At 73.1% G+C, this 24208-nt stretch carries 18 protein-coding genes; 11 read left to right on the top strand and 7 right to left on the bottom strand.

From position 1 onward, the window contains the following. Positions 1 to 60: 60 nt before the first annotated feature. Genes ET495_RS14005 through ET495_RS14020 form a run of 5 tightly spaced genes read left to right on the top strand, consistent with a single transcriptional unit; the run spans position 61 to position 3546 of the window. Positions 61 to 333, top strand: coding sequence for a HypC/HybG/HupF family hydrogenase formation chaperone (locus ET495_RS14005; protein ID WP_129205302.1), 273 nt, complete (start codon positions 61 to 63; stop codon positions 331 to 333). Beyond that, positions 330 to 1433 (top strand): hydrogenase formation protein HypD, encoded by a 1104-nt coding sequence (hypD, locus tag ET495_RS14010; protein ID WP_129205303.1) that lies wholly within the window; start codon positions 330 to 332, stop codon positions 1431 to 1433. Before ET495_RS14005 ends, hypD begins: the two co-directional genes overlap by 4 nt. After that, positions 1426 to 2175 carry an AIR synthase related protein gene (locus ET495_RS14015; RefSeq protein ID WP_245993087.1) on the top strand — a complete coding sequence of 250 codons (750 nt, stop codon included), beginning with the start codon at positions 1426 to 1428 and terminating at the stop codon, positions 2173 to 2175. The genes hypD and ET495_RS14015 overlap by 8 nt, the downstream gene beginning before the upstream one ends. After that, entirely contained in the window at positions 2094 to 2498 is a 405-nt protein-coding gene (locus tag ET495_RS18930; RefSeq protein WP_245993088.1) for an AIR synthase-related protein, read from the top strand. Before ET495_RS14015 ends, ET495_RS18930 begins: the two co-directional genes overlap by 82 nt. A 37-nt stretch (positions 2499 to 2535) precedes the next feature. Further along, positions 2536 to 3546: a HoxN/HupN/NixA family nickel/cobalt transporter gene (locus tag ET495_RS14020; protein WP_129205304.1), complete on the top strand. Its 1011-nt coding sequence runs from the start codon at positions 2536 to 2538 to the stop codon at positions 3544 to 3546. Between the two features lie 13 nt (positions 3547 to 3559). Here the strand turns inward: ET495_RS14020 and ET495_RS14025 are convergent, their stop codons facing one another. The 4 genes from ET495_RS14025 to ET495_RS14040 all read right to left on the bottom strand — a co-directional run bounded on the left by ET495_RS14025 (position 3560) and on the right by ET495_RS14040 (position 9068). Continuing rightward, positions 3560 to 5143 (bottom strand): phytoene desaturase family protein, encoded by a 1584-nt coding sequence (locus ET495_RS14025; protein ID WP_129205305.1) that lies wholly within the window; start codon positions 5141 to 5143, stop codon positions 3560 to 3562. Beyond that, the gene (locus ET495_RS14030; RefSeq protein ID WP_129205306.1) at positions 5140 to 6924 is read right to left on the bottom strand and encodes a flavin reductase; all 1785 of its coding nucleotides are present in this window, start codon (positions 6922 to 6924) and stop codon (positions 5140 to 5142) included. The genes ET495_RS14025 and ET495_RS14030 overlap by 4 nt, the downstream gene beginning before the upstream one ends. Next, entirely contained in the window at positions 6921 to 8159 is a 1239-nt protein-coding gene (locus tag ET495_RS14035) for a styrene monooxygenase/indole monooxygenase family protein (protein WP_129205307.1), read from the bottom strand. The genes ET495_RS14030 and ET495_RS14035 overlap by 4 nt, the downstream gene beginning before the upstream one ends. Before the next feature lie 81 nt (positions 8160 to 8240). After that, positions 8241 to 9068: an SDR family oxidoreductase gene (locus tag ET495_RS14040; protein ID WP_245993089.1), complete on the bottom strand. Its 828-nt coding sequence runs from the start codon at positions 9066 to 9068 to the stop codon at positions 8241 to 8243. Between the two features lie 194 nt (positions 9069 to 9262). On the opposite strand from ET495_RS14040, the gene ET495_RS14045 reads away from it, so the two are divergent. After that, complete coding sequence (locus tag ET495_RS14045; protein ID WP_245993090.1) at positions 9263 to 10276, top strand: AraC family transcriptional regulator; 1014 nt, start codon at positions 9263 to 9265, stop codon at positions 10274 to 10276. 450 nt (positions 10277 to 10726) lie between these two features. Beyond that, positions 10727 to 17272, top strand: coding sequence for an isopeptide-forming domain-containing fimbrial protein (locus ET495_RS14050; protein ID WP_129205309.1), 6546 nt, complete (start codon positions 10727 to 10729; stop codon positions 17270 to 17272). 213 nt (positions 17273 to 17485) lie between these two features. Here the strand turns inward: ET495_RS14050 and ET495_RS14055 are convergent, their stop codons facing one another. Both ET495_RS14055 and ET495_RS14060 read right to left on the bottom strand, forming a co-directional pair. Beyond that, positions 17486 to 18310 (bottom strand): ABC transporter permease, encoded by an 825-nt coding sequence (locus ET495_RS14055; protein ID WP_129205310.1) that lies wholly within the window; start codon positions 18308 to 18310, stop codon positions 17486 to 17488. Between the two features lie 56 nt (positions 18311 to 18366). Continuing rightward, positions 18367 to 19107 carry an ABC transporter ATP-binding protein gene (locus ET495_RS14060; RefSeq protein ID WP_129205311.1) on the bottom strand — a complete coding sequence of 247 codons (741 nt, stop codon included), beginning with the start codon at positions 19105 to 19107 and terminating at the stop codon, positions 18367 to 18369. 220 nt (positions 19108 to 19327) lie between these two features. Here ET495_RS14060 and dnaK point away from each other — a divergent pair, with 220 nt between their 5' ends. From dnaK to ET495_RS14080, 4 genes are all read left to right on the top strand, one after another. Next, positions 19328 to 21181: a molecular chaperone DnaK gene (gene dnaK, locus ET495_RS14065; protein WP_129205312.1), complete on the top strand. Its 1854-nt coding sequence runs from the start codon at positions 19328 to 19330 to the stop codon at positions 21179 to 21181. After that, positions 21178 to 21774 (top strand): nucleotide exchange factor GrpE, encoded by a 597-nt coding sequence (gene grpE, locus ET495_RS14070; protein WP_129205313.1) that lies wholly within the window; start codon positions 21178 to 21180, stop codon positions 21772 to 21774. Before dnaK ends, grpE begins: the two co-directional genes overlap by 4 nt. A gap of 77 nt (positions 21775 to 21851) precedes the next feature. Beyond that, the gene (locus tag ET495_RS14075; RefSeq protein WP_129205314.1) at positions 21852 to 22862 is read left to right on the top strand and encodes a DnaJ C-terminal domain-containing protein; all 1011 of its coding nucleotides are present in this window, start codon (positions 21852 to 21854) and stop codon (positions 22860 to 22862) included. Positions 22863 to 22864: 2 nt separating this feature from the next. Then, entirely contained in the window at positions 22865 to 23317 is a 453-nt protein-coding gene (locus ET495_RS14080; protein WP_129205315.1) for a heat shock protein transcriptional repressor HspR, read from the top strand. A gap of 8 nt (positions 23318 to 23325) precedes the next feature. Here the strand turns inward: ET495_RS14080 and ET495_RS14085 are convergent, their stop codons facing one another. Then, the gene (locus ET495_RS14085) at positions 23326 to 24090 is read right to left on the bottom strand and encodes a hypothetical protein (RefSeq protein ID WP_129205316.1); all 765 of its coding nucleotides are present in this window, start codon (positions 24088 to 24090) and stop codon (positions 23326 to 23328) included. Between the last annotated feature and the right edge of the window lie 118 nt (positions 24091 to 24208).

Raw genomic sequence — 24208 nt, forward strand, 5'->3', positions numbered from 1 at the left:
GGGACGCCCGCGCCAGGCGGGCGACGATGGGCCGGACCACGCAGGACTGGAGGAACGCAGATGTGCCTCGGGATCCCCGGCAAGATCGTGCGGCTCTGGGACGACCAGGGCACGCGCATGGCCGACGTCGACTTCGGCGGAGCGGTCAAGGACGTGTGCCTGGCGTACCTCCCGGAGGCCGGGCTCGGCCACTACACCATCGTGCACGCCGGGTTCGGCCTGACCCTGCTCGACGAGGAGTCGGCGGTCGAGACGCTGGCGATGTTCCGCGAGCTGGGGATGCTGGAGGACGAGCTCGGCATCCCGTCCGCCTCGGGGGCGGTACCGGCGTGAAGTACCTCGACGAGTTCGCCGACCCGGTGCTCGCCGGCCGCCTCATCGAGCAGATCAAGGCCAGGGCCACGCGGCAGTGGACCCTCATGGAGGTGTGCGGCGGCCAGACGCACTCGATCATCCGCAACGGCATCGACATCCTGCTGCGCGGCGCCGTCGAGTTCATCCACGGCCCGGGCTGCCCGGTGTGCGTGACCCCGCTGGAGATGATCGACCGGTCCCTGGAGATCGCGGCACGTCCCGAGGTCATCTTCTGTTCCTTCGGCGACATGCTGCGCGTGCCCGGCTCCGGCCGGGACCTGTTCCAGGTCAAGGCCGCCGGAGGCGACGTCCGCGTCGTCTACTCGCCGCTCGACGCCGTGCGGATCGCGGCGGAGAACCCCGGCCGCGAGGTCGTGTTCTTCGGCGTCGGGTTCGAGACGACGGCGCCCGCCAACGCCATGGCCGTCGTGGCCGCGCGGCAGCGCGGGCTGCGCAACTTCTCGATGCTGGTCTCGCACGTGCGCGTCCCCCCGGCGATCACCGCGGTCATGGAGTCCCCGCGGTGTCGCGTCGAGGGCTTCCTCGCCGCCGGGCACGTGTGCACCGTCATGGGGACCGACGAGTACGGGCCCCTCGTCGAGCGGTTCGGCGTGCCGATCGTCGTGACCGGCTTCGAGCCGCTCGACCTGCTCGAAGGCGTGCGCCAGACGGTCGAGCTGCTGGAGGCCGGCACGCCCGCCCTGCGCAACGCCTACCCCCGCGCCGTCAGCGCCGCGGGGAACCCGGCGGCGCAGCACGTGCTCGCCGACGTCTTCGAGGTCTGCGACCGCAAGTGGCGAGGAATCGGAGACATCCCCGCCTCGGGCTGGCGGCTCGCGGACGCCTGGGCCGACCTCGACGCGAGCCGCCGGTTCGCCGTCGACGACCTCGTGGTCGAGGAGTCGCCCGACTGCCGTGCCGGCGACGTGCTCCAGGGGCACCTCAAACCGTCGCAGTGCCCCGCCTTCGGCACCCTGTGCACGCCACGCACGCCGCTCGGCGCCACCATGGTGTCCTCCGAGGGTGCGTGCGCCGCCTACTACGCCTTCCGTCGCCTGGAGGTGCCGGCCAGTGCCTGAGATCGCGCCCCCCGACGAGTGGAGCTGCCCGCTGCCCGTGCCCGCGGGCGAACGTGTCGTCCTCGGGCACGGCGGCGGCGGCGTCCTGTCGGCCGAGCTCATCGAGCAGGTCCTGCTGCCCGCGTTCGGCGGCACGCCCGCAGGCGGCCTGCGCGACTCGGTGCTGCTGGACGTCCCGCCCGAGCTGGCCGACGGCGGCCGGCTCGCGTTCTCGACCGACTCCTACGTGGTGGCACCGCTGTTCTTCCCCGGGGGGTCGATCGGGGACCTGGCGGTCCACGGCACGATCAACGACCTCGCGATGTCCGGTGCACGCCCGCTCATGCTCTCGTGCGGGCTCATCCTGGAAGAGGGGCTCGAGGTGAGCACGCTCGCCCGCGTCGCGCACGCGATGGGCCAGGCCGCGCGCGCCGCCGGAGTGCCGATCGGCACCGGTGACACCAAGGTCGTCGGCCAGGGCCACGCGGACGGCCTGTACATCAACACCGCAGGCATCGGCGTGGTGCCGCCCGGCGTCGGCATCGGCCCCTCGCGAGCCCGCCCGGGCGACGTCGTCATCGTCTCCGGACCGATCGGCGAGCACGGCGTGGCGATCCTCTCCCAGCGCGAAGGGCTGGAGTTCGGCACCACCCTGCGCACCGACTCCGCCCCCTGCACCGGATGGTCGCGGGCCTGCTCGCGGCGGGCGTCGACGTGCACGTGCTGCGCGACCCCACCCGCGGCGGCATCGCCGCGTCACTGACCGAGATCGCCGCCGACTCGAACGCCGGCATCCTCATCGAGGAGGGGGCCGTCCCCGTGCCCGAGGCGGTCACCGCCGCGTGCGCGTTCCTGGGGCTCGACCCGCTGCACGTCGCCAACGAGGGCAAGCTGGTCGCCGTCGTGCCCGCCGCCGACGCCGACACCGCCCTCGCCGCGATCGCAGCCGATCCCGCGGGCCAGGGCGCGGCCGTCATCGGGACGGTCACCGCCGCCCACCCGGGCGTGCTCGTGGGACGCACCAGGCTCGGGGCGCAACGGGTCATCGACCGCCCGCTGGGCGAGCAGCTCCCGCGCATCTGCTGACGTTCCCCTGACGTGCGACCGAGATGAAGGAGTCTCCATGAGCACAACTGCCGTCGGCCCGGTGCCCGGGGCGGGTGCGCCGCCGTCGTCGGCGCCGGGTGTGCGCGCCGCCGTGCTGGGCGTCACCGCCGTCCACGCGGCGGCACTGGCGGCCCTCGTCGCGGCCCTCGTCGCGGGGCACCCGGGTGCGCTCGCGCTCGCCGGCACGGCCTACCTGCTCGGCCTGCGGCACGCGCTGGACGCCGACCACATCGCCGTCATCGACTCCTCGACGCGGCACCTGACCACGCTGGGCGCCCCCGCGCGGACCACGGGCCTGTGGTTCTCGCTCGGGCACTCCGCCGTCGTCGTCGTCGCGACGGCGGCGGGCTGGGCCGGGCTGCGATGGGTCGCCGCGGGGACCGCCGAGGGCGTGGTGGACACGCTGTCGCGGGTCGGCACGGTCACGGCCGCCGTGGTGCTGTCGGTCCTCGCCGTGGTCAACGGGCGGACCTGGTGGCGGCAGTACCGCCGCGCCGAGCCCGTGAGCGGCGGCGCCACCGGACTGCTGACCCCCGTCCTGCGCCGCCTGACGGCGCGCACCTCGAGCGCCAGCGGCCTGTTCCCCGTGGGCCTGCTCATGGGCCTCGGCCTCGACACCGCGACGTCGGTGACGCTGCTCGTGCTGTCGGCCGGCGCCGACGCCCCCGTGTGGACGGCCGCCGCGACGCCGCTGGCGTTCGCGGCGGGGATGTCGCTGCTCGACACCTCCGACGGCGTGCTCATGTCGCAGGCGTACGGCTTCGCCGCACTGGGCTCCCAGGCGGCGCGGCGGAGGTACAACCTGACCGTGACGGGCGTGTGCGTCGTGGCGGCGTCGGTGATCGGCATGCTCGTGTGGGCCGGGCTGGCCGCCAGCACGTGGCCGGGCGCGGTGCCGCTGCTCGACCGCGTCGGCGGGATCGACACCCGGGCCGTGGGGGTCGCGCTCGTCGTCGTCCTCGGCGTCGCCTGGGGCGTCTCGCGGGTCCGGCCGGCGTCCGCCCGCCGGCGGCCCGACGCCGGGTGAGGCCCCACCGGTCTCACCGCGAGCGGCGCCCCAGGAGCTGTTGCGCCACGAGGTGACCGGACCCGCCCGCGAGCCCCGCGCCCGGATGGGTCGCCGCGCCGATGTGCCAGACGCCGGGCACCACCGTGCGGTGCCGGGCCGCGCCGGGGAACGGGCGCCACAGGAGGTTCTGGTCCAGCTCAGCGTCACCGCCGTACGGGTCGCCGCCGACGGCGTTGGGGTTGGCCGCGTGCAGGTCGGCCGGAGTGATGAGGTCGGCGGCGAGCACCGTCGCGCGCACCCCCGGGGCGAACGCCTCGAGCCGGTCGAGCACGCGGTCCAGGAACCGGTCCCGCAGGGTCGCCTCGGCCCAGCCGCCGCGCGTGTCGATGAGCCCGGCGGCGTCGCCCACGGGAGCGAACGGCACCTCCTGGAGCTGCAACCACAGCGTCGCCTTGCCCTCGGGTGCGCGCTGCGGGTCGAGCAGGGTCTGCTGGCCGACCACGATCGTCGGCACCTGCGGGAGCAGCCCCGCGTCGGCCTGGGCGACGGCGACCCCGGTGCTGCCCGACCCGTCGCTCAGGTGGATCAGCGGCACCTCTCGCAGCGCCGGGTCCTCCCAGGGGACGGGCCGGTCGAGGGCCAGGTGGATCTGCGCCGCGCCACGGCCGGGGCGGTGGCGTGCGGCGTCGGCCCGCTGCCGCGCGACGGCGCCGGACTCCGCGAGCAACGTGCCGTACAGGGCCTGGGGCGACACGCTCGCGATCACGGTGCCGGCGTCGACGACGCCGGCCGACGTGCGTACCGCGCACGCCCGGCCGTGGCGCAGCTCGATCCCCTCGGCCTCCACCCCTGTGCGGATGTCCACGCCGGCGTCGCGCAGCAGGGACTCGAACGCGGCCACGAACCGGCCGGCTCCGCCGTCGACCACGGGCAGGCCGAACTGGTGCAGGGTGGCCGCGAACACGGGGACCATGACGCCGCCCGTGGCGTGCTGCGGTCCCAGGCCGGCGTGCAGCAGCCACGGCGCCCACAGCGCGTCGGCCTCCCAGCCGTCGAACTCGCGGCGCAGGAACGCCCTGCCGCTCGACATCGCGTCGCGGGCCAACGACGCCACGCCGCGGCGTCCGAGCGCGCGCAGGGCACGCCAGCCGAGCGCGCCCAGCGTTCGCCCCGAGCCGAGCTCGCCGCCGAGAGCGCCGAACACGGTGCCGGCGCGCGCGCCGAACGCGTCGAGCATCGCCAGGTAGGTCTCGCGGTCGCGGGCGCGGGAGAACCCCGCGGCCGTGCGCCCGGGGTCCCGGTACCCCACCACGGTGCGTCGTTCGCCGCCGACGTCGGCGGTGCTCGCGGTGAGGGCGCCGTCCGTGTTGCGATACCGCGCGCCACGAGCCTCCAGGTCCGCACCGAGCAGCGCGTAGGCACCGCCGGAGACGAACAGGGGGTGCCACGACGAGTAGACGTCGTGCACGAAGCCGGGCAGGGTCCGCTCCTGCGAGGCGATGAACCCGCCGAGCCGGGGGGCACGCTCCAGAAGGGTGACCGTGCGGCCCGCGCGTGCCAGCTCGGCGGCCGCGACGAGTCCGTTGATGCCGGAGCCGACGACGACGATGCTCATGACGCCACCGAACGGTGTGCGGCCGTGTCGTGGTACGCCCCCGCGTGGAACACCAGCGGCGCTCCGGGTCGCGCGGCGTACTGCTCGATCTCGCCGATGTACACCACGTGGTCACCGGCGTCGTGCCGCGCCACGGTGCGGCACTCGAAGGTCGCGACCGTGCCGTCCAGCACCGGGACGCCGGCGACGCCCTCGGTCACCGCGACGCCCTGGAACTTGTCGGTCGCCGCGGAGCCGAACTGCCGTGACAGCGGGTGCTGGTCGCTGGCCAGCACGTTGACGGCGAAGTGCGTGGCCTGGGCGAAGTGCGGCAGGCTGCGCAGGTGCTTCGAGGGGCACCACAGGACGAGCGGCGGGTCGAGCGACACCGAGGCGAAGGAGTTCGCCGTCACGCCCACACGCTTGCCGTCGGGCGTCAGGGTGGTGATCACGGTGACGCCGGTGGCGAACTGGCCCAGGGCGGAGCGCAGGTCGCGCAGGTCGAACGGCGCGTCCTCCTCGGCGGCCTTGACCCGCACGTACTCCTCTGCGGCGGACGCGTCGGTCCACCAGGGGAAGAGCGTGCGCGGGTCCTCGAACCCGCCGACCACGGCCTGGGCGAGCGTGGGGTGGTCGGCCGCCTCCCGCAGCAGCCGTTGCTGCACGGCGCCGAGCCCGCCCAGCAGGCCGTTGGTCCACGACGTGGGCCACTGGGCCCAGGCACGCCAGTACTCCTCGAAGGTGTGGCGCATCCACTCCTCGTCGAAGGCGCCGGCCCCGCGGCGCTCGATCGCGTCGAGGTAGTGCTGAGCGGCGATCGTCGCGTTGTTCGACCCCTGGCCGGTCAGCGGGTCGTTGAGCACGACGGCGTCGCCGAGGCCCAGCACGCGGGCACCGCTGGGCAGGATCCCGACGGGGTTCCGCACGATGGGCGTGATCCTGCCGCGCAGGACGGCTCCAGGATCGGTGAGCTGCGCGTCGGCGAACCGCTTCGCCTCCTGCGGCAGCACGTCGGCGAGCAGGTCGAGGCTGCGTTCCAGGTGCTCGGCGGGCGTCGTCACGTCGTCCCAGCGGTCCATCGGACCGCCGGGCACGCCCTCGAACACGAGCATCCGGCACGGCCCGCCGACCGTCAGCCCGGGGAAGGTGAAGAACTCGCCGACGCCGGGCAGCAGGTGCAGGCGGAGGGTGTCGTCGTCGGGCCGCTCGATCGGGTCGGGGTCGACGTAGGTGACGGCGCACACGCGCCGCGGCCGGTCGTACGGGCTGCGTGCGCGGTCGGTGGCGAAGACCTGGGAGAGCTCGCCCTTCCCGGTGCCGACGACGACGAGGTCGTGATCGGCGGCGAGCGCCTCCAGCTCACGCACGCCCGCGTGCTGGAGGCGGACCTCGCCCCCGGCGTCCTCGAACTGGCGGAGCCAGCCGTGGACCTTGATCCGCTGGTCGACGGAGAGCGCAGGCCGTTCCAGGGCCGCCGACCATGCGGGCGCGTGACCGTGCACGGTGATCCCGATGGCGGTGATGCGGACCGCCTCGGCGTCGCGGACGACGTCGGGGTCCAGCGGCCGCTGCACCGACAGCGCGGGGCCGAAGAGGCACTGGCTGGACAGGATCGGGCCGTCGAGGATCTCCTCGGCCGACCTGTCCGACACCAGGGTCACCGCGTGCCCCGCGGCCTGAAGGCCGAGGGCGAGCTGCATCCCGGCCTCCCCGGCGCCGACCACGGCCACGCGTCGCTCGGCCGTGGCACCGGCCGTGGCGCCTGCCGTGGCACCGGCCGTGGCACCTGCCGCGGCACTCATGCGGGCGTCCGGAGCGCGATCTCGGCGAGGTACTGCTCGGCCCCGTGCGCGTCGAGGAAGTAGTGGCCGAAGTCCACCGGGTCGTCGAAGCCGTTCGCGAACCGGTGCGCGACCTGCGGATGCTCCGCGGCCGCGCCGAGGATCCGCAGCGCATGCTCGGGCGGCGGCAGCAGCAAGGTGTTCGTCCAGTCGACGACGGGCTTGCTGCGCGCCCAGTACCGCTCGAACGCGTTCTGCTGGAACGCGCGGTCGTAGGGCAGCCCGCCGTGGTCGAGGATGGCGTCGAGGTAGGTCTGCGCGCACTTGGACGCGTTGTTCGACCCCTGCCCGGTGATCGGGTCGTTGAGCACGACGACGTCGGCGATGCCCAGGACGGTCCGGCCCGACGGCAGCGTCGCCACGGGGTGGCGGACGGTCGGGGCGAACCGGCCCTGCAGCACCCCCAGGTCGTCGGTGAGCCGCACGTCGGCCGCGCGCTCGGCCTCCCACGGCAGGTACTCGCGCAGGAAGTCGAGCGACGCCTCCAGGTGCTGCTCGGCCGTGAGCCCCACGAACCGGTCCAGGGGGCCGCCGGGCACGCCCTCGAACACGAAGATGTCGCACGGGCCGCTCAGCGTCAGGGCGGGGAAGACGAAGAACTCGCCCACGCCCGGCACGAGGTTGAAGCTCACGCGGGAGAACTCGGGGGTGGGCTTCAGGCCGTGGACGTAGGTCAGCGCGAGCGCGCGCTGCGGCGCGTCGAACGTGGAGCGTTGCGCGTCGCGCTCGAACAGCCGCGCGATGTCACCCTTTCCGGCCGCGACGACGACGAGGTCGGACTCCTTCGCGTACCGCTCGAGGTCGTCGATGCCCGCCTGCTCGTACACGACCTGCCCGCCACGGGCCGCGAACAGGTCGATCAGGGCGGGGAACTTGATGCGCTGGTCGATCGCCTGGGCGGGCTCGTCGAGCCGCCCGGCCCAGGAGAACAGCGCCTTCCCCGGAGCCGTGGGGTCGGCGGCCGTGAAGCCGACGCCCTGGACCGGCGGCGCGTCGTCCCACAGGTCGATGCCCACGGAGCGCTCGAACCTCAACGCGGTCGGGAACATGCACTGCGAGGAGGACACGCGGCCTTCGCGGATCTGATCCGGCGTGCGATCGGAGACGAGCCGCACGGTGTACCCGTGCTGAAGCAGACCGAGCCCGAGCTGAAGGCCGGACTGGCCGGCCCCGACGATGGTGATGGTGCGTCTCATGAGACTTCCTTCCGGGCGAGGGTGGTCACGGCAGGGTGGTGACGGCAGGGTGGTGACGGCAGGGTGGTCACGGTGCGGTGGTCACGGTGCCGTGGTGCGGTCCGGGGCGAGGAGGGGGATGGCGGGGGTGCGCTGCTCGGGGCCGAGCGCGGAGTAGCCGCCGTCGGCGGCCCAGTCGGCGCCCGTCACGACGCTCGCGCGGTCGGACGCGAGGAACGCGACGACCTCGCCCACCTCGCGGGGCCGCCCGAGCCGGCCGAGCATGTGGAAGGCCGAGGCGACGTCGTCGGCGTGCGCGAGGTCGCCGGCCGATGCCTCCTCGATGACGTGGGACCACGTCCAGCCGGGGCTGACGGAGTTGACCCGGATGCCGTCGCCGGCGAGGTCGAGGGCCTGGAGCCGGGTGAGCTGCACGAGCGCGGCCTTGCTGACCGGGTACACCCAGCGCCCGGTCTGGGCGACGCTCGACGAGATCGAGGTGACGTTGACGACGGCGCCCGTGCCGTGGGCCGCGAGCGGTCCACGGGCCAGCTCGACCAGCCGGGCGGCGCTGACCAGGTTGACGTCCAGGCCGCGCAGCCAGTCGCTCCGGGAGGTCGTGGCGCCGTCGTCCAGGTAGGTGGCGGCGAGGTTCACGACGACGTCCAGGCGGCCGTGCCGGGCCAGGCACCCGGCGACGAGCGCGGCCAGGGCGTCGTCGTCGGTGACGTCGGCGTGCTGCGCGTCGACGCCGGGCGGGAGGGTCGCGAGGGCGTCGTCGTCGATGTCGGCGACCACGACCGCCGCGCCCTGCGCGGCCAGTGCCTCGACGACGCCCTGGCCGATCTTGGTGGCACCTCCGGTGACGAGCGCGACCCGTCCGGCGAGAGAGGCCCCGGGCGACCCCGGTGCGGTGTGCGGCGTGGCCACGGGCGGCTCCGATCCTCGGCGTCGGCGGCGGGTGCGTGGCGCGGCCCGCTGCGGTTGCCTGGAGTCAATCGCCCTGCCGACGGCGGCGGGTATCCTCCAGGCGCAGGTGATGTCCGTCACGCGCGACATCGCCGCGGCCGGGACGCCGGGTGCGCCGCGGCCAGGATCGACGACGATCCGAGGGAGGAACCGCGATGGCGCTCACGCCGCCTGTCGTCATGCCGCAGCCGGCCCAGGTGCTCGCCTCACGGAACACGGTGCGCGCCGACGACGTCGGCCGGGCGCACGCGACGATCAGCGAGCTGTTCTGCGAGCACCGGCTCGCACCGGCGGAGCGCGGGCTGGTCCGGATGAGCCTGCGGTCCGCGCACGAACGGGGCGTGGGCATCGACCTGCTCGACTACGGGGCGCCGGTGCGGATCGCGCCCGTGGGGCTGGAGGACTTCCACCTCGTGCAGATCCCGCTCGCGGGCCGGGCCGCGATGGACGTGGGGCACGCCCACGTCGAGTCCTCGCCCTCGGTGGCGACGGTCCCGCCCGTCGAGCGGGAGTTCACGCTGACCTGGGACCGCGCGACGCCGCACCTGATCGTCTACGTGCGCCGCGACAGGCTCCTGTCCGTCGCGGGCGCAGTGTTCGGCACGATCGGCGGCGACGGGCTGCGGCTCGCGCCGCGCATGGCGCTCGACACGACGCAGGGCCGGGCGTTCCTGCGCGCCGTCTTCGAGATGCACGACGCGATCGAGCACACGGGCGCCGACGGTGCGTACGCGCGGGCGCTCGCGGTCGAGGTCATGCTGGCGAGGCTGCTCGCGGCCGTCGAGAGCTCCGCGAGCCGCTTCCTGTCCGCGTGGAGCTCGGCCGCGGTTCACGAGGCGACGCGTGGCGACCGGCTCTACCGCCGCTTCCTGGAGCGCGCGGAGGCCGACGCCGGGGCGCAGCCGACCATGGTGGCGATCGCCGAGGAGCTTCAGGTGCCGTTGCGCACCCTGCAGGACCATGTGCGCGCCGCCAGCGGCCGCACGCCGACCGCGATCCTGCGCGACGCACGGTTCCGTCAGGCGCGACGGCGCCTGCTGGACGGCGACCCGACCCGATGCACGGTCACGTCGGTGGCGCTCGCCTGCGGGTTCGGGCATCTGGGCAGGTTCTCGGCGGAGTACCGGATGCGGTACGGAGAGAGTCCGGTCGAGACGCTGCGGGGGTGAGGCGGGGCCGCCGCCCCGAGGCGCGCGGCGGCTCCCACCATCGTTTCGGCGCCACGCGCGCATCGCGGACATGAGCATCGACCGACGGGCGCAACCTCGCTCGTGAGGGTGCCGCACGGGAGGCGTGCGCCTGACCGGCGAGGGAGACGGGCCTCGACGGCCCGCATCTGCGCTGGTCACGAGTGGGCGCGCGCGGCCTGTCCAGGATGCGGGCACTTCGTGCTGCCGGAGACCGGGGCGCGCTGACCCCGCTGCCGTGGCCGGCGCGGGCACCGGGCGGGCCGATCACCGGGTGCCATCGCACCTGTCGTTGCGCGCCACTGCCTAGCGTGACGCGCCACCGGGGCAGCCCGACGTCATGGCGACGCCGAGCGCGGGTCCTGCCCGGTGAGACCGCCGTTGGCCGCGAGTGATGCGCGGGTCGCGGGACGTACATCAGGGAGCGGGACGATGCACAAGACTCGGATCAGCGGGACGCCCGTGGCGCAGGCGCGGCATGCCCGCAGCGCAGTCCGGCGAGGCCGGGGCGCCTGGCGCAGGGGGCTCGCGGCGAGCGTCGGCGCGCTGGCGGTTCTCGCGGCGTCGATCGTCGTCCCGACCGCCTTCGCCGCCCCGGCCGCGGCGGCTCTGGCCTCGGGCGTGGTGCTGGTCGACGCCAACGGCGACGGCGTGGTCTCGGCGATCGGGCGCGCAGGCGAGGTCGACAAGCCGCTGGCCGGTGCGACGGTCACGTTGACGGGGTCGACGCCCGGTCACGCCGGCTGGACCGCGCAGACCGCGGCGGACGGTTCGTGGTCGTTCCCGGCGGACGGCGACTACTCGGCCTCACCAGGGCCGTTCACGGTGGTGGTCGACGTGGCCGGCGTCGCCGGGAACGTCTACGAGATGGCGGCGAGCACCGATGCCCTCGCGCGTGTGCCGGGCCATCCGCAGCAGGCGGTCTCGGAACCGTTCGAGGGTGGGGGCGAGCCGGTGGAGCTCGTCGGGCTGGCATACCCGACGTGGCGGTTCGACCTGGCGCTGGCCAACGACCCGGCCGGGTGGAACCAGAAAGCCGTCCTGACGGGGACGGCGCCCTTCGACGCCGCCGACGGCGACGGGGAGGACTCGGCGCCCGGGAACAACAGGGTGCGGACTGCCGACGTCGTGGCCTTCAACTGGTCGTTGACGGCGGCGCCGGAGGTGGCCCTGGGGGACACCGTCTCCGACGTGACGTTCGAGCAGACCATCACCCTGGACCCGGGTGCGGTCGCGAACCTCTCGCACATCCCGGCAGCCTGCGCGTCGGGGTCGATCACGGCTCTCCCGTCGGGCACCACGGTGCAGCCGCGGACCGACCCGCCGTCCGGGACGACCAGCCTGGTGCTGACCTGCAACCTTGGCGCGATCGGCCGCGACCGGACGGCCGTGCTGCTGCCGACCGACATCTGGGTGTCGGCCAACTCGGTGTCGACGGCGACGTTCTCGACCTCGGCGAGGGTCTACGCCACCGACGCCCACGGGGTGGCGGTGGCCCGCCCGTCGCAGGACGTGACGGCGGGGCCGTTCGAGATCACCGCGGTTCCGCGGTACGACCTGAGGAAGTGGGGTTTCGTCGCCTCCGGTCAGGGGCTCGCGACGTTCGACGGCGTCCCGAACACGCCGGTCGTGTTCCTGCAGGCGACGATCACCGTCTCGACCGACCGCCAGAGGGGGACCGAGGCATTCCAGCAGCCGGTCACGTTCGAGGAGGAGTTCTGGGCCACGTACACCGGTTCGGCGGGGCAGTTCGGCACCGCCGGCTCGATGGTGAAGGATCTGAAGTACCAGATCTCGGGGTGCAGCTCCGCGGGCGGGCAGTCCAGCGGTGCCGTGTACGGGTACACGCACGCCAACTGGTCCGACGAGCGCGCGGTCGTCAACTCGGGCAAGTGCACCTTCGCGCGCAAGTCCCCGGGCGACCCGACGAGCGGCTACATCATGACGCTGGACGGGATCGACGCGTCGGGCTCGCGCTACCCGACGCAGACCGTCGGAGGGGCCGACCTGTCCGCGGGGCCGTTCTACGTTGCCTCGTACGTGGTGACGGTCCAGGTGCCGTACACGGAGCTGGACAAGGCGCAGGGAGCCGTCGACGACAACCGTGGGCAGCTCGCGTTCTACAACCGGGTGGGCGCGTTCGACCCGAAGGGGCGCTCGGGCACGTCGAACTTTGGTGCGGGGGTCGAACCGGGCTACTGCGACTCGGGTCTCTCGGCGGACGGCTCGACGCGCTGTCGGCCGATGGAGGGCGGGGACCGCAGCAACAACGTGGTGGGCCCGACCACGTCCACCATCAACCCGCCGTCGGGCCTGTCGTGGAGCAAGACCCTCCAGGACTCCTTGTCCGCGTGGAAGGGCGAGCTCTCCAAGCTTCCTGAGTCCACCTGGGCTCACGACGGCGCGGCGCAGGTCCAGCCCGGCCAGGTTCACGGCAGCAGGATGTCCATCAGCAACCCGGGGCTCACCCCGTACTCAGGCATCGAACAGTGCGACGTGTTCGACAACACGGTCGCCAAGCTGGCGCCGCTGTACCAGACCAGCGGGCATCCCGACATGGCCAAGCTGCCGCACGACCTGTACTCGTACGTGATCAGCGGCAGCAACGTCGACAACAACAAGGCGCTCACCGAGCTGTTCGTCGTCGAGTACGCGCACGTCGACCTGTCTGGGGACGACCCGAGCACGGGCGTGTTCCACGAGCAGACCAACCGGTACGAGGGCGACTGGACCAGGCAGCGAGCCACCACCTGCTCCGACGTGCCTGACACCGCGTGGCAGACCGACCCCGGCAAGGTGACCAACACCGCGACCGGCGTGACAGGAGTCGACGAGGTCAACGTCGCGCGCATGCGTGCGAAGGACCCGGACACCTACAGCCTCACCACCAGCGCCGGGTTCGGGTGGTGGCTCGCGTTCGAGCAGCGCGACACCTTCTACGGCGGCCCCCATGACGGGACGACGATCCCCGTGGGCACGGTGTTCGCGAACTTCGGTCGGTACCGCACGCTCCAGCCGTACCTGAACTGGAACAGCGCCACCTACGTCCCCGGCGCGGGGACGACGGCGGGCGTCCGACGTGAGGCGGAGTCCACCGACACCCAGGGCGACAGGTGGACGGTGACACGGGCGGTCATGTCGCTGCAGACCCGCACGGTCGCCACCAACGTCGGCAGCACGATGTCGTCGGGCGCGGCCGACGTCGGGGTGACCGGCGCGGCGATCGCAGGCAGGCCGGTCGTGTGGGAGGTGCTCGCGTCGCTGCGATCGGACCAGGGCGCTCCGGCGCCCGTGGACAACGTGGTGATCACCGAGACCTTGCCGAGGTACGTGACCTACGACGAGGCAGCGACGGAGGCACTGGTGGGCGGGACGCCCCCGTCGTCGTACACCGTCAACCCCGACGGCACCACGACGCTGGTCTGGGACCTCGGGACGCTGACGCCGAACGTGGCGATCGCGCCCCGGCGGATCGTGACGGCGACGGACCCGCTCGCGCCGTCGCGCACCACGGTGGTGAGCTCGGCGCAGATCACCGCCGACGGGTTGGTGCCCGTCGCCGGTCACAAGGACGACCACACGGTCACCCTGGAGCAGATGGGCGAGGTGCAGCTCAAGAAGTCGGTGGACCACGCGCTGGACCTTCAGGACGGCGAGCAGGTGTACACGCTGCAGCTGAAGAACTTCTCCCAGACACTCACGATCCAGCCTCCGACCGTGATCGACGTGCTGCCCCACACCGGGGACGGGTCGAACGCGGCGAAGGTCTTCCGCGCGCCCGCGTCGGACCACACCGGTCGCAACACGCTGGACGGGGCCCCTCAGGCGTTCGAGCTCGACGGCACGACGCTGATCGAAGGGACGTTCTACTACACGAAGGTCGCCGCAGCCGACGTGCCGCAGGACCTCAACGACACGGCGCACGCGCAGGACTGGTCGGACGACCCGAACGGCTGGGTGGACGCGACGGCGTTCAAGTTCGTCGCCTCCGAACCGCTGGCCGTGACCGGAGCGGGGTCGAAGTCCGGCCTGACGATCATCTACACGACCAGGCAGGAGGGCAACGCCGCGGGCGACCTGTACGCGAACCGCTTCACGGCGTTCTCGAACACGCTCGCGGACAACGGCCGGTACCAGGTGCTCGCGTCGAACCAGACCACCGTGCGGGTGGTCGGTTTCTCGCTGGGCGACCTCGTCTGGACGGAGACGGACTTCGACGGCCGGTACACGCCGGGGGTGGACACCCCGGCGCCGAAGGGCGTGCAGGTGGAGGTCTACCGTGTGCCGGGGCCCGGCGTCGCCGAGGGCGCGAGCGTGCTGGCGGGCACCGCGCAGACCGACGAGCACGGCCGGTGGGTGGTCAACGACCTGCCCGCGGGCGACTACTACGCCGTGGTCCCGGCCTCGCAGTTCGCCGCCGGTGCGCCCCTGGCCGGGCAGCAGGCCTACCCGGGTGCGCAGGCCGACGCGGACGACGACACGAACGAGGACGTCGGGCACGACGCGTCGGCCGTCGACGACGGCGGGGCGCGCACCTCGACGGTGACGCTGAGCGCGAAGGGGCATGCGGACGGTTCGATCACGGGCGACGAGCCCTTGGGCGACAACGTCGGCAGCGTCAGGCTGACGCCGTCGACCACGGACGACTTCACGAACCTGACCGCCGACATCGCGCTGTACCCGACCCCGGGGTACGAGTTCTCGAAGGTCGCGGACCCGGTCTCGGGCACGCAGGTGCTGCCGGGCGACCAGGTGGTCTACACGGTCTCGGGGGCGAACACGGGCGGTGTCCCGCTGGACGTGGTGATCGGTGACGACCTGTCCGGGGTGCTGGAGCATGCGGACCTGGACGTGGACTCGCTGGCCGCGACGGTGGACGGGGACCCGGTAGCGGCTCCGGTGTTCGACGCCGACAGCAAGACGCTGTCGTGGGCCGGGGGACTGGGGGCCGGGAAGTCCGTGGCGATCACGTACACGGTCCGGGTGCATGCCGACGCATGGGACATCACGTTCCACAACCACGCGTCGTCCTCGGCGACCCCGCCGGTCGGTGACCCGATCACGGCGCCGGATGCCGAGACGGAGCATGCGACGCCCAGGGCACCGGGGTACGTGTTCTCGAAGGTCGCGGACCCGGCCTCGGGCACGGCCGTCGTTCCGGGAGACACGATCGCGTACACGGTCACGGGCACGAACACCGGCGGCACCCCGCTGGACGTGACGATCGCCGACGACCTGTCCGGGGTGCTCGCGCACGCCACGCTCGACCCGGTCGCGATCGTGGACGACCTGACCGTGCTGCCCGCTCCGACGCTCGACGGCACGACCCTGTCCTGGTCCGGTGTCCTGGAGCCCGGTCAGTCGGTGCGGATCACGTACGTGGTCCAGGTCGACGCGGACGCGTGGGGAGTGCGGATCCACAACCTCGCGACCTCCACGGCCGTCCCCCCGGTGGGCGACCCGATCACTCCGCCCCCGGCGGAGACCGAGCACCTGACGCCCGCCTACGCCTTCACGAAGACGGCGGACCCCGCGTCGGGGACGGCGGTGGACCCGGGGCAGGAGATCACGTACACGCTCACCGGAGCCAACAAGGGGCAGACGGTGCTGGACCCGGTGACCGTCACCGACGACCTCGCGGGGGTGCTGGAGCACGCCGACCTGGTCGACGGGTCGCCGACGGCGAGCATCGACGGGGTGGCCGGCGCCACCGCGCCCGTCGTGGGCGGCACGACGCTGACGTGGTCGGGCCGGCTGGAGCCGGGCCAGGAGGTGCAGGTGACGTACACGGTGCGGGTGCACGACGATGCGCAGGGCGTGGTGCTGCGCAACCAGGCGTCGTCGTCGGCGACACCGCCGGACGGGCTGTCCCCGCTGACGCCGCCGGATGCCGAGACGTTCCACCCCGCGCCGGGGTACACCTTCGTCAAGGCCGCCGACCCGGTGGCCGGAACCCCGGTGCCTGCGGGAGGGCAGGTCACGTACGCCCTGACGGGCACGAACAGCGGGGCGACGGCGCTGGACCCGGTCGAGATCACGGACGACCTGGCCGAGGTGCTGGCTCACGCCGACCTGGTCGACGGTTCCCTGTCGGCCGTGATCGACGGGGCCGACGCGCCGTCCGCGCCGGTGCTCGAGGGCACCCGGCTGTCGTGGAAGGGGCGGCTCGAACCGGGGCAGGCGGTGCGGGTCACGTACACCGTGCAGGTCAGGGCGGGCACCGAGGGCGAGACGTTGCGCAACGTCGCGACGTCGGTGGCGACGCCCCCGACCGGCACGCCGATCACGCCGCCGGAGCAGGAGACCGAGCACCCGATCCCCGGGTACGCGTTCGCCAAGACCTCCGACCCGGGCGACGGCGTCACCCTGGCCGCGGGCCAGAAGGTCACCTACTCGCTGACCGGGACCAACACCGGGGCGAGCGCGCTCGACCGGGTGGCCATCACCGACGACCTGGCCCGTGTGCTGACCCACGCTTCGCTGGACGGTGACCCGGTCGCGACGATCACCGGTCCGGGGGGTGCCACACGGACCGCGGACGCCCCCTCGGTCCAGGGCACCGTCCTGAGGTGGACCGGTGCCCTGGCGGTGGGCGAGACGGTCACCGTGACCTACACGGTCACCGTGGACGCCGACTGCCCGGACACGACCCTGGTCAACGTGGCCGTGTCTTCGGCCACCCCGCCCGGCGACGGTCCGCTCACCCCGCTGCAGGACGACACGACGCACCCCGTGGTCGTGCCGGGCTCGCGCGGGGCCCCGGACGTCACAGGTGCTCCGGACGCGACCGGTGCCCCGGACGCCGCCGGCGCCCCGGACGCCGCCGGTGCTCCGGACGCGACCGGTGCGCAGGCCGGCCTGTCGTGGCTGCCGCGCACCGGCGCGCAGATCGGCAGCGCCGTCGCCGTGGTCGCCCTCCTCGTGGGGGCCGGCGTGCTCCTGGTCGCCGCGACGCGCGCACGTCGTCGACGCACGTGACCCGGACCGCGGGAGTCGACGACGCCGCGCCACACCCGGGCGCCGAGGCCACGGTCCGGGGTCGCCTCGGGGAGGCCTGGAACCGTGGTCCGTGCGGCCGTCGATGGCCTGGTCACCCGGGGCGGGCATCGGGTCGCTGACCAGCCCGTGCTCGCGATCCCCTGCGCGGCCTGGCGGGATCCCGCCAGGCCGCGGTGAGGAGCTCGGGGGATGTCAGCGCCAGCGGAAGAGCTTGACCGCGAGCGGGGCGCACCCGAGCGTCCACGCGGTCAGCACCGCCATCTGGATCCACGGGAAGGTCTCGCCGCCGATCCAGCCGTGCTGGATGATCTGCGCGGCCGCGCCCATCGGCGTCGCGCGCGAGATCTCGTGCAGCAGCTCGCCGGGCGACGCGGGGCCGCCCACGGCGCCCGAGACGAACAGGAAGACGAAGAACAGCGTGTTGCCGACGATCGTGCCGACGTTGGTCTTGGGGACGACGGCGGCCACGAGCGAGCCGATCGCCAGCAGCGCGGCCAGGCCCAGCAGGATCCCGGCGAAGGTGAGGGCGAGGTTCTGCGGCATCGCGACGGGCGTCATCGCGGCGGCGACGGCGACCATGACGACGGTGCCCAGCAGGGAGGCGGCCACGTTGATCACGGCGTGCGCGGCGAACAGGGCCTGCGGGCGCATGGGCGAGGCCGAGAACAGCTTGAGCACGCCCTTCTCGCGGAACCCGCCGAACGTGGCCGGGAGGATCGCGAGCGTCGTCATCCCCATGCCCATCGCGATGAAGCCGGGGAGCAGCGCCAGGACGACGGCCGACCCGTACCCCGGGTGCCCCTGGACGTCCTCCCACCCGTACCCCTGGGCGACCTCGCGCAGCTCGGGTGCCATGAGCAGGTTCAGCAGCAGGATCAGCGTCGGGAACGCGACCCAGAAGATCGAGGAGTCGCGCAGCCACACCTTGGCCTCGGTGGTCAGCAGGGTCGCGAAGCCGTGCCCGAGCAGGCCGGGGCGCGCGGCGCGCGGGGCGGCGGAGGAGGCGATGGAGGTCATGTCGGTGGTCCTTCGGGGAGCGGGGAGGTCGGCGGCTCGTCGCGGGCGTGCCGCGCTCAGGCGAAGACGTGTCGCGGCGTCTGGGCGGCGGTGCGCGCGACGAACACGTCCTCGAGCGAGGTGGCCTCCGGGGTCGCGGCGATGAGGTCCGCCGGCGTGCCCTCGGCGACGACGCGGCCGGCGTCGAGGAGCACGAGGCGGTCGCACAGGCGCTCGGCCTCTTCCATGAAGTGGGTGACCAGCAGCACGGTGGTCCTCGCGTCGCGCACCGCGCGGATCGCGTCCCACACGTCGCGGCGGGCCTGCGGGTCCAGCCCGGTGGTCATCTCGTCGAGGATGGCGACGTCGGGCTTGCCGATGAGCGCGAGCGCGATCGACACGCGCTGCTTCTGCCCGCCGGAGAGCGTCTTGAACCGGGCGTGCGCCTTGTCGGTGAGGCCGAGCATGGCGATGAGGTTGTCGACGTCGGCGGGGTCGGCGTGAAACGCGGCGAACATGGCCAGCGCCTCGCGCACGGTGATCTTGTCGCGGAGCTGGATCTCCTGGAACTGGATGCCGACGCGTGCGCGCACGGCCTCGGGGTGGGCCTGCGGGTCGACGCCGAGCACGGTGATCTGGCCGCCGTCGGCCTGGCGCAGCCCGGCGACGCACTCGACGGTGGTGGTCTTCCCGGCGCCGTTCGGGCCGAGCACGCCGAAGATCTCGCCCGCCCGCACGTCGAACGACACGTCGGCCACGGCGACCTTGGTCGGGTAGGCCTTGCGGAGGTTGCGGACCTGGATCGCTGTGCTCGTCATGGCGATCATCTTCCGTGACCGTCTCAAGGCCGATTCATGCCTGACGGCGGAAGATTCCATGACCTGTCCGCTAGTGACCCTCACCCTGATCGCTCGTTCGCCGTGCGTGAAAGTTGAGTGAATCCGACTCAACTTTCACGGTTCGGGCTTGCATTGCCCGGGGCAGCGAACTAAGTTGAGCGAAGCAGACTCAACCCAGCATCACCGGAGGAACCCCACCATGGCTCGAGCAGTCGGTATCGACCTCGGCACCACCAACTCCGTCGTCGCCGTCCTGGAGGGCGGCGAGCCGACCGTCATCGCCAACGCGGAAGGATCGCGCACCACGCCGTCGGTCGTCGCGTTCTCGAAGACCGGCGAGGTGCTGGTCGGCGAGGTCGCCAAGCGCCAGGCGGTCACGAACGTCGACCGCACGATCTCCTCGGTCAAGCGCCACATGGGCACCGACTGGAACGTCGAGATCGACGACAAGAAGTACACGGCGCAGGAGATCAGCGCCCGTATCCTCGGCAAGCTCAAGCGCGACGCCGAGGAGTACCTGGGCGAGCCCGTGACCGACGCCGTCGTCACCGTCCCGGCGTACTTCAACGACGCCGAGCGCCAGGCCACCAAGGACGCCGGGCAGATCGCCGGCCTCAACGTGCTGCGCATCGTCAACGAGCCCACCGCGGCGGCCCTCGCCTACGGCCTCGACAAGGGCAAGGAGGACGAGCTCATCCTCGTCTTCGACCTCGGCGGCGGCACGTTCGACGTCTCGCTCCTGGAGGTCGGCAAGGACGAGTCCGACGGGTTCGCCACCATCCAGGTCAAGGCCACGTCGGGCGACAACCGCCTCGGCGGCGACGACTGGGACCAGCGCATCGTCGAGCACCTCATCACGCAGGTGAAGAACGGCACCGGTGTCGACCTGTCGAAGGACAAGATCGCGCTGCAGCGTCTGCGCGAGGCCGCCGAGCAGGCCAAGAAGGAGCTGTCGTCCGCGACCTCCACGAACATCTCGATGCAGTACCTGTCGATGTCGGAGAACGGCCCCGTCCACCTGGACGAGAAGCTCACGCGGGCCCAGTTCCAGCAGATGACGCAGGACCTGCTCGACCGCACCAAGGCGCCGTTCCACAACGTCATCCGCGACGCCGGGATCTCGGTCTCCGACATCGACCACATCGTCCTGGTGGGCGGCTCGACCCGCATGCCCGCCGTCGCCGACGTCGTGCGCGAGCTGACCGGCGGCAAGGAGCCCAACAAGGGCGTCAACCCCGACGAGGTCGTGGCCGTCGGCGCCGCGCTCCAGGCCGGTGTCATCAAGGGCGACCGCAAGGACGTCCTGCTCATCGACGTCACGCCGCTGTCCCTCGGCATCGAGACCAAGGGCGGCGTGATGACCAAGCTCATCGAGCGCAACACCGCCATCCCGACCAAGCGCTCGGAGATCTTCTCGACGGCCGAGGACAACCAGCCCTCCGTCGCGATCCAGGTGTTCCAGGGCGAGCGCGAGTTCACGCGCGACAACAAGCCGCTCGGCACGTTCGAGCTGACCGGCATCGCCCCCGCCCGGCGCGGCATGCCGCAGATCGAGGTCACCTTCGACATCGACGCGAACGGCATCGTGCACGTGTCCGCCAAGGACCGCGGCACGGGCAAGGAGCAGTCGATGACCATCACGGGTGGCTCGGCCATCCCGAAGGAGGACATCGACCGCATGATCAAGGACGCCGAGGCGCACGCCGCCGAGGACAAGCAGCGCCGCGAGGAGGCCGAGACCCGCAACCAGGCCGAGTCGTTCGCCTACTCGATGGAGAAGCAGATCGCGGACAACCGCGACAAGCTCCCCGCCGACGTCGTGACCGAGGTCGAGGCCGACATCGCCGCCGTCAAGACCGCCCTGGAGGGCGAGGACGCCGACGCCGTCAAGGCCGCGTACGAGAAGCTCGGCGCGTCGTCGCAGAAGATCGGCGAGGCGCTCTACGCCCAGCAGCCCGAGGCGGGCGCCGAGGGCGACGCGGCCGGGTCCGCGCCGTCGTCGGACGACGACGTCGTCGACGCCGAGATCGTGGACGAGGACGAGACCAAGTGACCGACGAGCCGCAGGGCACGCCCGAGGTCCCGGAGGGCGACAAGCCCTTCGCGTTCTCGGACAAGCGCAAGGTCGACCCGGCCACCGGTGCCCCCCGTGAGGGGGGCGCCCCGGCCGGAGACCCGCTCGCCGGGCTCGACTTCGAGCCCTCCGCGGAGACGGCCGAGCTCGAGAAGGCCAAGGCCGAGGCGGCCGAGCACCTCGACGCGCTCCAGCGCGAGCGGGCGTCGTTCACCAACTACCGCAACCGTGCGCTGCGCGACCAGGAGGTCGCGCGGACGCGCGGCTTGGAGGACGTGCTCACGGCGCTGCTGCCCGTGCTCGACGACATCGAACGGGCCAAGGCGCACGCCGAGCTCACCGGGCCCATGGCCGCGATCGCCGAGAAGCTCGACGCGTCGCTCGCCCGGTTCGGCATCGAGCGCTACGGCACCGTGGGCGAGGAGTTTGACCCCACGGTCCACGAGGCGCTCATGCACCGCACCACCGACGACGCGACGGCGACGACGATCGAGCTCGTCGTCGAGCCCGGCTACCGGATCGGCGAGCGCGTGGTCCGCGCCGCGCGCGTCGGCGTCGTCGGGCCCGAGTAAGGGCTCGCAGTCCCACGGCCCGGTGGCCGGACCCCAGGGTCCGGCCACCGGGCACCCACCAAGGAAGGAGGCGTCGGGTGACCGGTCAGGACTGGATCGAGAAGGACTTCTACGCCGCGCTCGGCGTCCCCAAGGACGCCGACGATGCTGCGGTCAAGAAGGCATACCGCAAGCTCGCGCGGCAGTACCACCCCGACCAGAACCAGGGTGACGCCAAGGCCGAAGCCAAGTTCAAGGAGATCGGCGAGGCCTACGCCGTGCTCTCGGACGCCGAGCAGCGCAAGCAGTACGACGCCATCCGTGCGATGGCGGGCGGCGGTGCCCGATTCCAGGCCGGCGGCCCCGGAGCGGGCGGCGGCGGGTTCGAGGACATCTTCGGCGCCATGTTCGGCGGCGGGGCGCCCGGGGCGGACCCGCGCACGCGCTACACCGCGGGCGGCGCCGGGTTCGAGGACATCCTCGGGTCGATGTTCGGCGGCGGCGGTGGCGGCGGGCGCGGCTTCGGCGGCGGACGGCGCGCAGGCTTCCAGACGCCCGAGAAGGGCGCCGACCTCGCGGCCGAGACCACCCTCCCGTTCCGCACGGCCGTCGAGGGCGCGACCGTCGAGCTCACCGTCGACGGCAAGAAGGTCACCACGCGCCTCCCCGCGGGCGTCAACGACGGCCAGAAGCTGCGCATCCGGGGCAAGGGCCGGCCCGGAACCGCCGGGGGCGCCGCGGGTGACCTCGTCATCACCGTGCACGTCGGCACGCACCCGCTGTTCACGCTCTCGGGCCGCGACCTGCGCGCGACCGTGCCCGTCACGTTCGCCGAGGCCGCGCTCGGCGCCCAGATCGAGGTGCCCACCCTCAGCGGCGACCCCGTGCGGCTCAAGGTGCCGGCGGGCACGCCGTCGGGCCGCGTGCTGCGCGTCAAGGGCCGCGGAGTCGCCACCTCGAAGGGCACGGGCGACCTGCTCGTGACGGTGCAGGTCGCCGTCCCGCAGAAACTCAGCAAGAAGGCCAAGGAAGCGCTCGAGGCGTTCGCCGCCGAGAGCGACCTCGCCGACGTGCGCGCCGACCTGGCGGCGCGGGCCGCCCAGGCCTAGCCATGAACGACGACGCACCCGTCCTCACGGTCACCCAGGCGGCGACGCTGGCGGGCATGCACCCGCAGACGCTGCGGCAGTACGACCGGCTCGGCCTGGTCGTGCCGCGCCGGACCGTCGGCCGCGGGCGGCGCTACTCGCGCCGCGACGTCGCGCGCCTGCTCGAGGTGCAGCGGCTGGCGCAGGTCGAGGGCATCAACCTCGCGGGGATCAAGCGCATCCTCGACCTGGAACGCCACGTCAGCGTGCTGGAGGAGAAGCTCGCCGAGCTGATCGCCTACCAGACGCAGCAGTTCCAGGCCGAGCGTCGCGTGTTCGCGGCCGGCGCCGAGGGCGAGGTCGTCGTCGTGCAGCGCGGGCGTCGTGCGCGGAGCGTCGACATCGACTCGCACGGGTCCCTGAGCGGCGGCGCGCTCGTGCTGTGGCGGCCAGGCCGCGGGTCCCGCGAGGCCTGAGACCGCTCTCACCGGGCGAGCTGTCCCACAAGATCGACGGCGTCGCTGTACGACGTGGGGAGCCGCTCGATCCACACGCGCGTCGGTCGCCGCATCGCGGCCGCCAGCCCGAGGATCTCTGCGTTCTTCTCGATCACGCGCCGCAGCGTCTGCGCCAGGTGGGGAGTGATCCGGTCACGCGGGCACAGGACGGCGTACAGACCGTCGGTGAGCGCGGCCATCGGGTGGCCCTCACCGAACACCTGGTCGAGCGTGCGGCCGACGGTCGCCGACCGGGCGGTCCGCCGCCACCTGTCGAGATCGTCGAGCGCGACGTCGAGCACCACCAGGCACGCGGTCTCCGCGGGCGTCGTCCCCGCCCGCTGCGCCTCGCCATACGTCTCGCGCAGGCGCTCGCACAAGTAGTCGGCCGTGGGCAGGCCCGTCGCCGGGTCGCGCACCGCCGCGCGGGAGGGTGCCGACTCGTGGCTCTCCGCCCAGCCGACCGACAGCGCGCGCAGGGCGTCGGGGTCCGTCGGGCGGCCCATCGCGCGGTACAGGCACATGAGGTCGTCGATGGCCTCTCCCATGCCGACGCCGTTCGCACCGCGGGCGGCGCCGAGACGCGCTGCCGCCGCGCCGGGGCCACGGCCCGCCTCGACGGCCTCGGCGAGTGCATCGACGGCCGGGTGGTACCAGTCACCCGGTCGCAGCCAGACGTCGGCGAGGCTTGTGGCTCGCCAGCGCTCGCGCACGTCACCGGCACGCGATGCTCCAGCCGGGAACCGGCTCACGTCAGACCACCCCCTTATGGCGGCCCATCATCCCGCAGCGCGGCAGGAAGGACCACCTTCGGGGCCTGTCCACACTTCGGTTTCACCCTCGGCGGACGGGTGACATCGGCGTATCGTG

Origin of the sequence: Xylanimonas allomyrinae, assembly GCF_004135345.1 — a bacterium.
Taxonomy (GTDB): domain Bacteria; phylum Actinomycetota; class Actinomycetes; order Actinomycetales; family Cellulomonadaceae; genus Xylanimonas; species Xylanimonas allomyrinae.